This window comes from Acholeplasma oculi (assembly GCF_900166985.1).
Lineage (GTDB): Bacteria > Bacillota_I > Bacilli_A > Acholeplasmatales > Acholeplasmataceae > Acholeplasma > Acholeplasma oculi.
The window spans coordinates 245203-259437 of the sequence record NZ_FUZK01000002.1 but is presented as its reverse complement, the minus strand read 5'-3'; the positions used below and the strand labels follow the sequence as shown (position 1 = coordinate 259437).

17 protein-coding genes are annotated in these 14235 nt (G+C 31.9%); 14 read left to right on the top strand and 3 right to left on the bottom strand.

Going from position 1 to position 14235, the window contains the following annotated elements; all coding sequences use genetic code 11:
* The first annotated feature begins 126 nt into the window (after positions 1–126).
* The 6 genes from B5X49_RS05330 to B5X49_RS05310 are packed head-to-tail and all read left to right on the top strand — an operon-like array spanning position 127 to position 6768.
* The gene (locus tag B5X49_RS05330; RefSeq protein WP_045748771.1) at positions 127–2415 is read left to right on the top strand and encodes an anaerobic ribonucleoside triphosphate reductase; all 2289 of its coding nucleotides are present in this window, start codon (positions 127–129) and stop codon (positions 2413–2415) included.
* The gene (gene nrdG, locus B5X49_RS05325; protein ID WP_045748772.1) at positions 2393–2908 is read left to right on the top strand and encodes an anaerobic ribonucleoside-triphosphate reductase activating protein; all 516 of its coding nucleotides are present in this window, start codon (positions 2393–2395) and stop codon (positions 2906–2908) included. Before B5X49_RS05330 ends, nrdG begins: the two co-directional genes overlap by 23 nt.
* A gap of 15 nt (positions 2909–2923) precedes the next feature.
* Positions 2924–3292: a class Ib ribonucleoside-diphosphate reductase assembly flavoprotein NrdI gene (nrdI, locus tag B5X49_RS07845; protein ID WP_045748773.1), complete on the top strand. Its 369-nt coding sequence runs from the start codon at positions 2924–2926 to the stop codon at positions 3290–3292.
* A 3-nt stretch (positions 3293–3295) separates the two neighbouring features.
* On the top strand, positions 3296–5398 hold the full coding sequence (nrdE, locus tag B5X49_RS05320) for a class 1b ribonucleoside-diphosphate reductase subunit alpha (RefSeq protein ID WP_045748774.1): 2103 nt from the start codon (positions 3296–3298) through the stop codon (positions 5396–5398).
* A gap of 9 nt (positions 5399–5407) precedes the next feature.
* Positions 5408–6511, top strand: a complete 1104-nt coding sequence (nrdF, locus tag B5X49_RS05315) for a class 1b ribonucleoside-diphosphate reductase subunit beta (RefSeq protein ID WP_045748775.1) — start codon at positions 5408–5410, stop codon at positions 6509–6511.
* Positions 6508–6768, top strand: a complete 261-nt coding sequence (locus B5X49_RS05310) for a glutaredoxin family protein (protein WP_045748776.1) — start codon at positions 6508–6510, stop codon at positions 6766–6768. The genes nrdF and B5X49_RS05310 overlap by 4 nt, the downstream gene beginning before the upstream one ends.
* A 108-nt stretch (positions 6769–6876) precedes the next feature.
* Here B5X49_RS05310 and B5X49_RS05305 read toward each other — a convergent pair whose 3' ends face one another.
* The 3 genes from B5X49_RS05305 to B5X49_RS05295 form a co-directional block, all read right to left on the bottom strand.
* Entirely contained in the window at positions 6877–8823 is a 1947-nt protein-coding gene (locus B5X49_RS05305; RefSeq protein WP_045748777.1) for a glycoside hydrolase family 18 protein, read from the bottom strand.
* A 164-nt stretch (positions 8824–8987) separates the two neighbouring features.
* Positions 8988–10229 (bottom strand): hypothetical protein, encoded by a 1242-nt coding sequence (locus B5X49_RS05300; protein WP_045748778.1) that lies wholly within the window; start codon positions 10227–10229, stop codon positions 8988–8990.
* 14 nt (positions 10230–10243) lie between these two features.
* Positions 10244–10756, bottom strand: a complete 513-nt coding sequence (locus tag B5X49_RS05295) for a GNAT family N-acetyltransferase (protein WP_045748779.1) — start codon at positions 10754–10756, stop codon at positions 10244–10246.
* A gap of 221 nt (positions 10757–10977) precedes the next feature.
* On the opposite strand from B5X49_RS05295, the gene B5X49_RS05290 reads away from it, so the two are divergent.
* The 8 genes from B5X49_RS05290 to B5X49_RS05260 all read left to right on the top strand — a co-directional run bounded on the left by B5X49_RS05290 (position 10978) and on the right by B5X49_RS05260 (position 13958).
* Complete coding sequence (locus B5X49_RS05290; protein WP_045748780.1) at positions 10978–11214, top strand: hypothetical protein; 237 nt, start codon at positions 10978–10980, stop codon at positions 11212–11214.
* 220 nt (positions 11215–11434) lie between these two features.
* Positions 11435–11845 carry a hypothetical protein gene (locus tag B5X49_RS05285; protein ID WP_045748781.1) on the top strand — a complete coding sequence of 137 codons (411 nt, stop codon included), beginning with the start codon at positions 11435–11437 and terminating at the stop codon, positions 11843–11845.
* The gene (locus tag B5X49_RS05280; RefSeq protein WP_211026742.1) at positions 11842–12027 is read left to right on the top strand and encodes a hypothetical protein; all 186 of its coding nucleotides are present in this window, start codon (positions 11842–11844) and stop codon (positions 12025–12027) included. Before B5X49_RS05285 ends, B5X49_RS05280 begins: the two co-directional genes overlap by 4 nt.
* A 112-nt stretch (positions 12028–12139) precedes the next feature.
* Positions 12140–12346 (top strand): hypothetical protein, encoded by a 207-nt coding sequence (locus B5X49_RS07605; protein ID WP_045748783.1) that lies wholly within the window; start codon positions 12140–12142, stop codon positions 12344–12346.
* A 34-nt stretch (positions 12347–12380) separates the two neighbouring features.
* Entirely contained in the window at positions 12381–12587 is a 207-nt protein-coding gene (locus tag B5X49_RS05275) for a hypothetical protein (RefSeq protein WP_045748784.1), read from the top strand.
* 2 nt (positions 12588–12589) lie between these two features.
* Positions 12590–12790: a hypothetical protein gene (locus tag B5X49_RS05270; protein WP_045748785.1), complete on the top strand. Its 201-nt coding sequence runs from the start codon at positions 12590–12592 to the stop codon at positions 12788–12790.
* A complete protein-coding gene (locus B5X49_RS05265; RefSeq protein WP_045748786.1) occupies positions 12787–13278 on the top strand; it encodes a hypothetical protein in 492 nt (163 codons plus the stop codon). Before B5X49_RS05270 ends, B5X49_RS05265 begins: the two co-directional genes overlap by 4 nt.
* Positions 13279–13289: 11 nt before the next feature.
* Positions 13290–13958 (top strand): hypothetical protein, encoded by a 669-nt coding sequence (locus B5X49_RS05260; protein WP_052669863.1) that lies wholly within the window; start codon positions 13290–13292, stop codon positions 13956–13958.
* Positions 13959–14235: the final 277 nt, after the last annotated feature.

The window sequence follows — 14235 nt, the reverse complement described above, 5'->3', positions numbered from 1 at the left end:
AGAATACAAATACTTCGAACATCAGGTATAGGATTTCATCAAATTTGGTTTTAATTTTTTTTGATGGATCACTATGCCCTAACATCGATTAGTAGTTCTAAACAATATGTGAAAGGGGTAAGAACCATGGTAGAAAAAATTAAAAAAAGAGATGGTAGAATCGTAAGATTTAATCCAGAAAAGATAAGTGAGGCGGTTGTTAAAGCATTTATTGCTTTAAATAAAGACTCTAAAAAAGCAGATGAGGTGACAAGCGAAGCATTAAGAGGAATTGATAAGCGTTTTAAAAATGAAATTCCTACCGTTGAAGATATTCAAGATGAGGTAGAACGTTCATTAATAAGACTGAATTATAGTGATGTAGCTAAAGCTTATATTTTATACCGTGAGGATAGAAATAAGGTTAGAGACCGCAATACCAGATTAATGAAAACTTTTCATGATATTGCCTTCTCGAAGTCTACAGAAAGCGATTTAAAGCGTGAAAATGCCAATATTAATGGGGATACTCCAATGGGAGCTATGCTTAAATATGGTAGTGAAGGTGCTAAAGAATTTAATAAAATGTTTGTCTTAAACCCAAGACATGCCAAAGCACACGATGAGGGTTTAATCCACATTCATGATTTAGATTTCTTAACACTTACAATGACTTGTTGTCAAATCGATTTAACAAAATTATTTACAGGTGGATTTCAAACAGGTCATGGTTCATTAAGAGAACCACAAGACATTAAAACCTATGCAGCACTTGCATGTATTGCAATACAGTCGAATCAAAATGATCAACATGGTGGACAATCCATTCCTAAGTTTGATTATGATATGGCCATCGGTGTTAGAAAAACATATGTTAGACACTTTAGAAATAACCTTCAAAAAGCTTTGGATATGTTTGATTTAAATGTATCAGCAGCAGACGTTTTAGATACAATCAAAAATGAAAATGGTTTTGTTCCTAAGTATTTAGATGATTCCTATAACACCTATCTTAAACCTTTTATAGAAGATGAAAATACTTTTAATAAAGTGTTAAGTTTTACAACAAAGGAAGCAACTAAAGAAACAGAACGTGATACCTATCAAGCAATGGAAAGCTTAATACATAACTTAAACACCATGCACTCAAGAGCTGGAGCTCAAGTACCATTTTCATCCATTAATTATGGAACGGATACGAGTGAAGAAGGTCGATTAGTTGTTAAATCTATTTTAGAAGCTACAAAGAAGGGATTAGGAAGTGGTGAAACACCGATATTCCCAATACAAATCTTTAAAGTTAAAAAAGGTGTTAACTTTAATCCAGGTGAGATTAACTATGATTTATTTAAACTTTCTATGGAAACATCCGCTAAAAGATTATTTCCAAACTTCTCATTCTTAGATGCTCCATTTAATTTACAGTATTATAAAGACGGACAAGTCGATACTGAAATAGCTTATATGGGATGTCGTACAAGAGTGATTGGTAATGTCTATGACCCAACAAGAGAAATTGTTACAGGTCGTGGTAATTTAAGTTTTACTAGTATCAATCTTCCAAGACTTGCGATACAGTCTAAGTCTAAGGAAGTATTCTTTAAATCATTAAGTGATACCATTGACTTAGTCTGTGAGCAATTACTTGAAAGATTTGATATCCAAAAGAAACAACATGTGTATAACTTTCCATTCTTAATGGGTCAAGGTGTTTGGATTGATAGTGATACATTAGATACACAAGATGAAATAGAAAAAGTGATCCAACATGGTTCACTTGCTATTGGATTTATCGGTCTTGCTGAAACACTTAAAACACTTATTGGTAAACACCATGGTGAAAGTGATGAGGCACAACAATTAGGTTTAGAAATTATTGGATTTATGAGAAAAAGAATTGATGATCTTGCAAACCAATATAAATTAAACTTCTCACTCATTGCAACCCCAGCAGAAGGATTATCAGGTCGATTTGTTGCAATGGATAGAAAACGATTTGGTGTAATTGAAGGTGTAACAGATCATGAGTTTTATACAAATTCATTCCATGTACCGGTATATTACCCAACACTTGCATTCCATAAGATTGATATAGAGGCTCCGTATCATGCATTAACCAATGGTGGTCATATATCCTATATTGAATTAGATGGAGACCCATCTAAGAATATTGATGCATTTGAAACCATTATTAAACATATGGCGGAAAAAGGTATTGGTTATGGTTCAATTAATCACTCCGTTGATTTTGATCCTAAATGTAAATATGTTGGAATTATTAATGATGAATGTCCAAAATGTGGACGTAAAGAAACAGCTGATGAACCATTTGACAGAATCAGAAGAATTACCGGCTACTTAGTGGGTACCTTAGATCGATTCAATAACGCTAAGAAGAAGGAAGTTGAAGAACGTGTTAAACACTTCCACTCCTAAACTTAGAGTGAATGATTTTATCCAAGATTCTATTGTCGATGGTTATGGTTTAAGATTTGTAGTTTTTACTCAAGGTTGTCCACTAAGATGTGTAGGGTGTCATAACCCAGGTACACATGATTTAGAAGGTGGACACTTAATAGAGTTATCAGAAATCCGTAAAGAGTGGAAAAAAAATCCACTCCTTACAGGAATTACAATTAGTGGTGGAGAACCATTTATTCAAAAAGATGCAGTATATGAACTTATAAAGCTTGCAAAAGCGGATGGGTTAGATGTTAATATCTATAGTGGGTTTACATATGATGCACTAAAGAAAAAAGAAGATACTACCATTGATTTAATATTAGAATCTGCAGACATATTAATTGATGGACCCTTCGTCATAGGTTTAAAAAATTTAAACCTATTATGGAGAGGCAGTGAAAATCAACGCGTTATTGATTTAAAAGAAACAAAACGTTTAGGTAGAGTTGTAGAGATTAAAGATTAGAAAGAGGGTTTAGGGATGCTTATTGTATATGATAGTTTAACAGGTCAAACAAAAAGGTTTGCATCCAACTTAGGATTTCCATCCGTTCACATTAAGTTATATGAATATACACATGATAAACCCATTCTTTTAGTTACAAGATCCATCAACTTTGGTGACATACCACAAACAACAAAAACGTTTCTAGATCAATATCACAATTTAGTCGTTGGTGTTGCTGTATCGGGTAATAAAAACTGGGGAGAAAATTTTGGTAAAGCAGGAGAGAAAATTGAAGCTCTTTACCAAATACCCTTAATACTTAAGTTTGAAGGGTCAGGATTTATCAGTGACCGTTTACTGGTTAAAGACTGGTTAATAAAAAAGATTGGAAAAGAGGAGTAAGAAATGGATCAAAAGAGAGATATCATCCCTGAGTGGATTGTTCTAAATAATCAAATTACAGATGAAAATGGTGATTTGAAAGACATTGATAAAGATAAACAAGCAGCAAAGAGTTATTTTCTAAATGAGGTGAACAGAAGAACTCAGTTCTTTCATTCACTCGAAGAAAAGTTAGAGTTTTTAGTAGAAAATAACTACTATGAAAAAGAGTTTTTAGATAAATACACCATGGAAGAAATTCAAACCATCTATGATATTGCATATGCTGCAAAATTTAGATTCCCTACCTATATGGGCGCATTTAAGTTTTATAATGACTATGCATTAAAATCCAGAGATGGTAAAAACTTTTTAGAACGCTATGAAGACAGATTAGCAATTAATGCCTTATACCATGCAAATGGTGATTTTGAGAAAGCTAGAACATTGATTCGTTCATTAATCTCTCAAGACTTTACACCCGCAACACCTACCTTATTAAATACAGGTAAGAAGATGCGTGGTGAGTTTGTTTCTTGTTTCTTATTGGAAGCAGGAGATTCTTTAAATGATATTTCAAGAATCTCAGAGTTTAGTATGCAACTTTCTAAAGTTGGTGGTGGGGTGAGTATTAACCTTTCAAACCTTCGTGCGAAGGGGGAAGCAATTAAAGGAATTCCTAACGTTTCTAAAGGGGTTGTAGGTGTTGCTAAACTTTTAGATAATAACTTTAGATATGCAGACCAAATGGGTCAAAGAACCGGTGCTGGAGCAGTTTATTTAAACGTATTCCATGCAGATATCGAAGATTTCTTATCCACTAAAAAATTAAATGCGGATGATGATATCCGTGTAAAAACTTTATCCATGGGTGTTGTTATACCGGATAAATTTATGGAACTAGCAAGAGAAAACAAAGATATGTGGTTATTCTATCCACATACCGTTTATCAAGAATATGGTATTGATTTTGCAGATGTATCTATTGACATGGATAAATGGTACGATGTATTATCAGATAATCCAAACGTACGTAAGAAAAAAGTGAATCCAAGAAAGATATTAGATATGATTGCTTCCTTACAAGGTGAATCTGGATATCCATATATTATGTTTAGTGATAATGTCAATAAAGCAAACCCACTAGACCGTCCTGTTAAGTTTTCAAATCTTTGTACAGAAATATTACAACCAACAATTACTTCTCATTATGGTGATTATGGTGCTAATAATGATGATGTTGGTATGGATATTTCTTGTAACTTAGCAAGTGGTCATATGGGAAATATGATGAAACATAATTCGATTAAAGAAACTGTATTTGCAGCTATGGATGTGATGAACTCTGTTTCAAATCAAACAGATATTAAACATGTTCCAGCGGTTGCAAAAGCGAACCGATTAAACCGAAGTGTTGGATTTGGTATTATGGGTCATCATGGATATATTGCTGAAAACTATATTTTATTCGGAAGCGAAGAAAATATAGAATTAGTGGATGTATTCTTTAATATCGTTAATTATTACTCCTTAGTACATTCCATGAATAAAGCGAAGGAAACAGGTGAGAAATTCTACCGTTTTGAACACTCTAAATATGCAGACGGCTCTTATTTTGATGGTAGAGGTCAAATTCTTCCTAAATCAGATAAGGTTAAAGAATTATTCAAAAATATTTATATACCAACCGATGATGATTGGTTACAATTAAAAGAAGATGTCATGACGTATGGTTTATATAACTCACACCGCTTAGCTGTTGCACCAAATGGTTCCATTGGTTATGTGATGTCAGCAACACCATCACTGACACCGATTAAGCAACTTGTTGAAGAAAGAACATACGGTAACTCTAAAACATATTATCCAATGCCTGCAGTCGATAAAGCAGCATTCATGTATGAAACTGCGTATCGTATGGATACTTATAAAGTCATTGATGTGATTGCAACCGCTCAAAAACATGTGGATCAAGGTATTTCATTTGAACTTTGTATTACATCAGATATTACAACCAGAGAACTTCAAAAATATTATTTATATGCACATTACCAAGGTATTAAGACACTTTATTACACACGTACTCAAAAGTTAAAAATTGAAGAATGTGAATCATGTGCGGTATAAGGTGGAAAAATGAAAAAAACAACAGATAAAAAAATAAAATTAGAACCCGTTTTAGATGTTTTATATAATGGGGCAAACTGGAATCAAAAAGAAGATGATTATACACAACACTTCTATGAACAAAACTTATCACAGTTTTGGAGACCAGAAGATATTAGTTTACAACCCGACTTAAACGTATGGCATGTGTTACCTGAGAAGGTACAACTAGCATACGCTAGAAATCTTTTAGTGTTAACATTCCTAGATACCCACCAAGGAGATATTGGGATGCCTGTGGTATCTAGATCATTAGATGATCATTTCCATCAAAGAAAAGCTGTGATTAACTTTATGGCAGCAATGGAAAATGCGGTTCATGCGAAAAGTTATTCTAATATCTTTATGACGTATATGTCTACACCAGATATTGATGATTTATTCTTATGGGGTGAGAAACACCCAAATCTTCAAAATATTATGAAATCCATTGTTGGATATTATAAAGAATTAGACCGATATAATTATTTAAAGAAGTTTATGGAAGATTCCAAAGAATTTAATGAAGTTGATTTTAATGTTGCACAGTGGAAAGCAATGGTTGCATCTGTTTTCTTAGAAACATGGTTATTCTATTCAGGGTTTTATTATCCACTCTTCTTCTATGGTCAAGGAAAACTGATGCAAGCAGGAGAAATCATTAACCTTATTTTAAGAGATGAATCGATTCATGGATTATATATTGGAAGACTCGCACAAGAAATCTATGAAACATTTGATAATGCACGTCAAGAAGCACTTCAAACATGGTTATATGAGTTTTTACTAGAGTTATACCATGAACAAAATGAATTAGTAGAAAGTATTTATGACGAAGTTGAGTTATCACATGATGTGAAAGTGTTTGTGAGATATAACGCGAATAAGGCATTAATGAATTTAGGGTTTGATCCATACTTTGAACAAGAAGAAGTGAATCCTGTTGTCTTAAATGGTTTAAATACAGAAACCAAAACAATGGATAACTTCTCTATGAAGGGCAATGGTTATCAAAAGATGAAAAGTGAAATGCTTAAAGATTCTGACTTTGAATTCAAACAAGAAAAGATTATTAAATTTGGAGGTAAAAAATGAGTGTCAAACTTTTAACTAAAAACGACTGTCCACAATGTGCACAGTTAAAAATGTTTTTAAAATTTGGATTAAGTAATAAATATGAATCCGATATTGAAATTGTTAATAAAGAAGACAATAAAGATTTATTTGAAAAGTTAACTGCAGAGTATGGTATTCTAACCCTTCCAGCATTCATTGGTGCAGATGAGGTTCTAACCAGAACTCAACCAACACCCGTTGTTGCCTTCCTTGAAAAACACGTCGGTAAAAAGTAAACCAATAAAAACTAAAGAAAGCATCTGTGCTTTCTTTTTTTATGGAGAAAAAGTTGTATATAAAAAGCACGTCATCTGTAATAAACCTTAGATGACGTGCAGATATATTTATTTATTTAAACCACTTCGCATGGCAGATAGTAATTCACCAGAGGTATCTGTTCCGTATTCCCAAAACATCATACCACCTAAGTTATTATCTAAGATATATTGAGCTTTTTCCTCAATGGATCTTAGATTATCAAAACTGACAAAGAGTGTACCGTCTTTACTAATCACATAAGGAACACCTGCTACTGTATCATAGACGACATCATATAATGGATTATTATAATATGATGAAACAATTTCAGGATAGAAGACACTTCCACCATTTGCCCAAGAAGAATACGTATTGGTTGTTGAGTTATAGGTTCTAATATGTTTAATACCGTAAAAGGCTACACCAATAATTAATTTAGAATTAGGAACACCGTATCCGTTAAATATATCAATCGATGCATCGATTGATACAGTTGCAGGTGTACGACCTGCATTAAATGTAGTATTATGAGCGCCAGTTCTTTGATATAAGGCGTTTTGATAACTAGCACCTGTGTTTGCCATACCATACGTCATGACATTGATAAAATCTAAATATTGATGGGATTGAGTTAAGTTATACATTGGAGGTTGCCACTGTCCACCAGTGATTGCTGTTGTAACTAAATGACGTGGGTTATTTGCTTTTACTTTTTCATAAACAACTTTCATTAAATTGGTATATCGAACTTGCTCACCAGATCTTGGTGTTTCCCAGTCGACATCAACACCATCAAAGCCGTAAGTGTTAATCACTTCAACAATATTTTCTGCTAAATTGTTGATTGCAGTTGCACTTTGTGCAATTGCACTCCAGGAAGATTCCGGAGCCAGAGAGAAGATAACCCAGTTTCCATATTCTTTAGATTTTGGGAAGATATAGGTTTCTATATTGGCAAGAGCTGCACTTCCTGTAATCGTTCCAAATGCATCTGCTTTTAAGAATGCTGTATTGATGATGTCAAGTGTTTCAAAGAATGCATCATTGACCATGTGGTAGTCTCTATAAATATAACTAGAGGCAATACCTAAACCTAAAACTTTTTTATGAGGAACAGTTACTTCAAATGTTCTTTGGAAAGGTGAACCTTTATCGGGTGTAATTTGTGCAGTTAATGTAACGGTTGTAGGTTCATAAGCGGTTTTAAACTCTCCTGTAGAACTAATCACATCAGGATGTGTTGTTGTCCAAGTGATATGGTATCCACTATATGCGAGTGGAAGTGTGATCGATTGATCCACAAAACTTGGAATTTTTTCTGTTAAGAATAAATCCAGTGCTTCTAGTGAATAACTTTCCCATCTCGCTTCTAGGATAATTGAGTCTGCTTCACTATGAATTTCTAAATCAGATAGTTTTTCGATCATATTTTCTCCTTGGAACCATCCTTTGAAATCAAAGTCCGTTTTTGTTGGAAGTGGTAATAGAGTAGAATCATTGGATTTATATCCTAAATCAATATCACTATATGTTTTTAAATAGGTTTTAAAGCTTAGGTTATCTGTATCTAAGATGTTTTCAGTATTAAATAGTATCGGTGTACCAACACCTTCTGTAAATAGGTTTTCTAAATAAGCATTACCTTCACTTAAAGTACTTTGATGGTGTAAGGCAATGATATAATCATAAGAAGGTAAGTCTAGGTGTTCAATCGATGCTCTATAGTTATCTGCATAAACAACAACATATGTATTTAGAGTCTCATTAAATTCTAAGAAGAGCTTATTGTACCATCTAAGACCTGTTGTAAGATTTGAAAATAATTGAAAATCTCTAATATCAGGGTCTGTATCATTAATATGTGGAATAGATGCTTCGTATTCAGGCTCTATTAAATCTAGAACATCTTTTTTAAATGTACCGCCATTTAAATTAAAGGATACATTTAAAACAGGTTTTGTCTCACTAGGTGTGCAAGCAAACAAAACAAGTGAAATGAGTAATGTAAATAGTATAAGGGAAATTTTTTTCATGTAAAAATCCTTTCAAGATTGAATTTCATTCATAGTTTATAACAGATTAAGCGTTTTCATACGAAATAAGTATTAAATTTTCACTAATGTAGGATTTTTTACATATATTAAAATAAAAAATCACTTGAATACCATAATTGATGAGGTATTCAAGTGATTCATGTTTATATTAAGGTTAATAAACTTTCTTTATGGAGTTGATAAACTATTTTAGAAAATTCAGTCCAAGGAATAGGAAGGAAATCAAATAACATTTTAAATTGCTCTTCAATATCAAGTTCAGTAACAGTTTCTTTTTTATAGATTGTCATTAAGATGTTATCGAGTGCATGTCTATAGGAATCTTTATCTGTACCACCTTTGATGAAGTCACATGGATCATAAGCTTCAAAGGCTTTTATAACCTCTTTTAAGAGGTTTTGATAGTGCGCACTATCAAATCCTAATAGAGGTACTAAAATGTCTCTTAAAGGTTCAATGGATGCCTTGGTGTGTATGGTAAAACTATTTAGGTTGTTGTTGGAAAATACATGCATAAATTCTTCTTGTTCGTTACCGAATTTATAATATTGGAATTTATCAACATCATGATAGGATAGTTTTTCTACTTGAATATGAAATCCTATTTTAAAGAGAAGAATAAGTTCTGTTTCATCCAGTAAGATAGTGAGTGGAACAGATTTGATTTTATGTCTAACTTTGATATTAGAATAACTTTCTAGTTTGTATAGATTTGGATAATTCTTATCAATAAAGGATTTAAAGAATCTTTTTTCTTTAGGAGAAAACTCAAGTTTTTTAGGTTTGATGTTACTTACTTTAGCGGTGAAGAATAAAACAATAAATAAGATAAGTCCAAAGAGTATGCCACCTAATAACCATAAACCAAAATCAAAAAGTGAGTAACCAAAATCCAAACCCATCGCTCCAAACATGATAAGACCCCAAGCTAAACCACCAATCATAGAACCGATAAATAATGATTTATTGGTTTGTTCTTTTGGTTTTAAGACATAACTTTTAAATAATGATAATTCGTTATCTGTATGGGAGTAAGTCATCGATAATACAACATTATTTTCCCATAGGATAACAGTAAGTGGTTGTTGGTGTTTAGTTGAGTCAACAGAGGGAATAGATAATTTATCTTCTACATTCTCTTTTATAGTATTAAAGAATGATGTAGCAGTATACGCTGATACATCTTTTTGATCGATGGTGATGTGCAATACATTTTTTAATACGATAAAGAATTTAATTTCTAGAGGTTGTTCTTTATAGTATTGGGTAATTGAAAGCATTCCTTGATGTATTTTTTTAGGTTTGATTTGTTTAGAAGATAAAATACTTAAGAGTTCTTTTTTAGTTAGGCTCGTTCGTTTGAATAAATCATATATAAATTGCATAGGGTTCTCCTTTATTATTTTTTAACAGGGATTCTAACATAATAGGTTTCTGTATCTTCATGGTGGATGTATCCACCATTAGCAAGCATTGTTTTAAAGGATGGGATATTAGATTTCAAACAAGAAAGATAGATTTCATCTCCTTCAAATGAAGGTATATTCTTTAATTTTTCTATCGCTAAACGTAATCCTTCTTTTGCATAACCTTTAGAACGGTGTGTTTTTAGTATAGCATAACCAATATGTCCTGCACCAATTCTTAAAATATCATTTAAATGATGTCTAACTTTAAATAAACCAATAATAGTCTCATCTTTCCATAAGAAGAAGTAAGTATCAGGAACATGAGTAGATTCTTTAACAATACCTTTGGATGCATCCATACGTTCAGGTATGACCGTATGGATGAAATGATTATAATTTATGGATTCATAAGCATTATAAAAGCCATTTTCAGTTTTAATGGTCGTTAGAAATTCATATTCTTTTAGACTGTCTTCTATGTTGAGTTCTTTTAAGTAGAGCATGGACTTGTATCCTTTAATTTGTTTGGTAAACTTATTGTATCAAAACTTATGTATATAAGGGATTAAATATATAAAAAAAGTTTGATATATGGATATCAAACTTAAGTAATGTTAATAAATGGCGGGGGCAGCAGGATTTGAACCCACACAAACGGTTTTGGAGACCTGTGGTACAAAATATAACAGTCGTAAGGCTGTTTTTATTTTTAAGGGGGATTTCAATGTCTGTTGATGTGGTGCTTAAGAAACTCAATACAGAAAGTAGCTATAAACGTATGGGGGATCATCGCAAGTTCAAATTTGTATTAGATCATTTAAACTCTACAGATGCAGTTATAAGCTTCTTCATTGAAGTATTAAAGTATAAACGTTATCAAGCAAACAAAATTGCTTATAACGTTGTGTATCACAAGAAGTATTATCAAAATCAAGTAAATAAACCTGGTCAAGTTAATTAATGATAGAAAGAGTCTATTTAGCATTTGACCAGGTGCCAAATAGACTCTTTGTGTTATTAAAGGTTTATCAGAGTGTTCCTCTCCTTCTATCTGATAAATACCATGAATTTACTGTATTATCCCTTATACAGTGGATTCAGGAAGTATTAGATCGATACGTCCATGTAATCTTATCTAATACTTCCTGAATCTAATAAAAAGATTACATGGAGGATTTAAAATGAAATATGAATTTAAAATCAATGGTGTTGCTGTAAGCTTACAAGATTTTTATATAGCAATACATGAAGAAATCGATGGCGATATCGGTTGGCATGAGTTACTAGATACTACTAGTATCGAAGTAAATGGTAACACTTATTCTATCGAAGTATCTAATGATAACAAAAGTGAAATAATCATAAACCTTGTTAGAAAGATTTGTTATGATGCGATGTCAAGTGATTATGGTTGGAGTCTTAACAGAATTAAAGAATCATTATCTAAGATTGGTTTTAAAACAATCGATTTGGAATGGATTAAGGATGATTATCCTCATGAGTTTTTGGTTACAACCACTTTAGAAAATGAGGGGTTTATTATAGAAATTAATTCTGATGAATACCTTAAAGAGTTAAATGATGCATCATGAAGAAATATCTTATAGAACGTAACAACAAATACTTTACTGCTTTCGGTAATGAATTCGATAAAAAAGGCAAATCTAGAATTAAACCTATTTATGGAACTATAGAAAATGCAGTTTACTTCAGTTCACTCACAGATGCACAAAATACAGCTATCAGAGTGAATGGGAAAGTAGTCGAATCATGAAAGAAATCATTTTTATGACATGGATGTTAAATATTGTTATAACTCTGATATCAATCGTATCACTCATCACTGTATCATTTACCATTACAAAACTCCTGGATGAACTCAACTTATGAACTATGATGTTGAAATGTTGATGCCAATCGTTGTTCAAATTGTTAAGCGTACATTTACAAATGATTTTATAATAGGAAAATTGAAGTATTGCAGACAAACAGTATCAGCAATACAAAATAATAAATACAGCATCAAACAAGCAAAATACTACATCGATGTCTTTCTTCCAATCTTAATCAAGCTTGAATTGATAAAGTTATAAAAGACAACGTTGTCGCCTGAAGGAGGGAAATAATATGACAATTTACGAACTATTTATTGGAGTTATTAAACTTGGTAAATCTAATGATCCGAATTTGATTATTCAAAAAAACAAGAAAATAATGAGCATCGATGTAACATCTGATGATAATGTTATATTTAATTTAAGTGATAATTCCACTGTCAAAATGAAAGTCAAAAAACTTGAACAAATCATTAAAGAACAAGAAAAAGGTAACTAGAAATGAGATGCCTGGTAAAGAATGATTTAGCACTTCATAAGATATTCGGAGTCGTTAAAGTCCTAGAAAATCAATCGATTGATAAATACTTTATAGCTTGTGAATTCATGATCGGAAATAGAGAAATAAAATGGTGTAAATTAGCAGTATCTGGATTAAAGAAGTTAGACAATTATTCAGAAGAAAGAGGGTTGCATCCATGAAAACTACAAGACCTGAAGCACTAGAGAAATTGTCATGGAAAGAAATATTAAAACTCCTGGTATCTAAAGAAGAATATGCACTCATGGAGAATGATGTAAAAAAGTTCATGTCATATAATCATAAGGTATCTCCTGGTATATTGAATGCAGTCATGATGAAAGCAATTATTACGGCCAAAAGAGTCCATGGAGAACATACAACCATTAATATCGAGTATTTAAGAATTACATTTGAATCGTTTGTTTTTAATAAACATAAATCAACTTATACGCATAAGAAAAAACAATTATCGAATGAGGATTATGATAGAAAGTACATGGTTAAAAATGTACATCAAGCTATAGCCAAATTAGATAAAGAAATGAACGATTTAAGACAAAAAGGAATTGTTACTTCAGTTAAACAAAATCCGGATTTTGTAGATACATATATCGAGGAATTAAAAGCACTCGAGGAAAAACATTACCAACAATCAAATAACAACTAAGGGGTTTAAAATTGAGCAATAAATATCTACTTAAGAAAATTGAATATGTTCATAAGCAAGATGAGGATGCCAACTCTATTTTTATTGCTATCAGATTAGCTCTATTGTTCTTTCAAAAAATGATTGGCAATCAAACAATTCAAGATTCGAATGAAAGACTGTGTGAGGTCTTAAAATGTAGTCTATCTGGATTGCATTATGCATTTAGAATTTTAGAGGCCAATGATATTCTTACAAGAACTTATGCCGATGAAAATAAGTTTACTCGTACACAATTTATATTTAACTTAGAGAAGTTTGTATCCTGGTTAAAACTCACTAAATATGATGATGAGTATATTAATGCACCTAAGCGTAGTTTAAAACGTGCTGTTATCAATCAAACATCCATATTCATAAAAGATGTTAGATCCAAAGTTGAACATGCTATTGCAGAGATTAAACGTAAAGAAAAGATTACAGATAGAAAAGTATTAGAGGATAAAGTCAAAAAGATTACATCTAAAGTTGAACGTGATTATGCACGTTATTTAAAGCATCTACAAACTCGTGCAACTAAACTTGCTAAGACTGAAGAAAGACGTCAAGAAAAGTCATATAAAGAGTCATTAATGAAGACTATTATTGAGATGTCGATGTCCTATGGCCACAAACCACCTGATAGCTTAAAAACTGCATAAAATGGAAATGAGAACTTAACCGTTCTCGTTTAGCGTTATTAGAAAATCGAAAAATAAGAACTAAGCCATGTAAAGAACTGTAGAAGTTCTTTTTTTTACGTTAAAAAGTCAATTAATTTATACCCACTTTTTTATCTATTGTTAATTTGTATCCCTCTATTTTTATTCCTTCGCACCATAGTATTGGCCTAGTATTAATCATAATAAGTAACTCTATTTAATATTGAGCAATCTATCGGTGGTGGCTCTCAGTGAAAAAATGTTTTCTATGCATCTG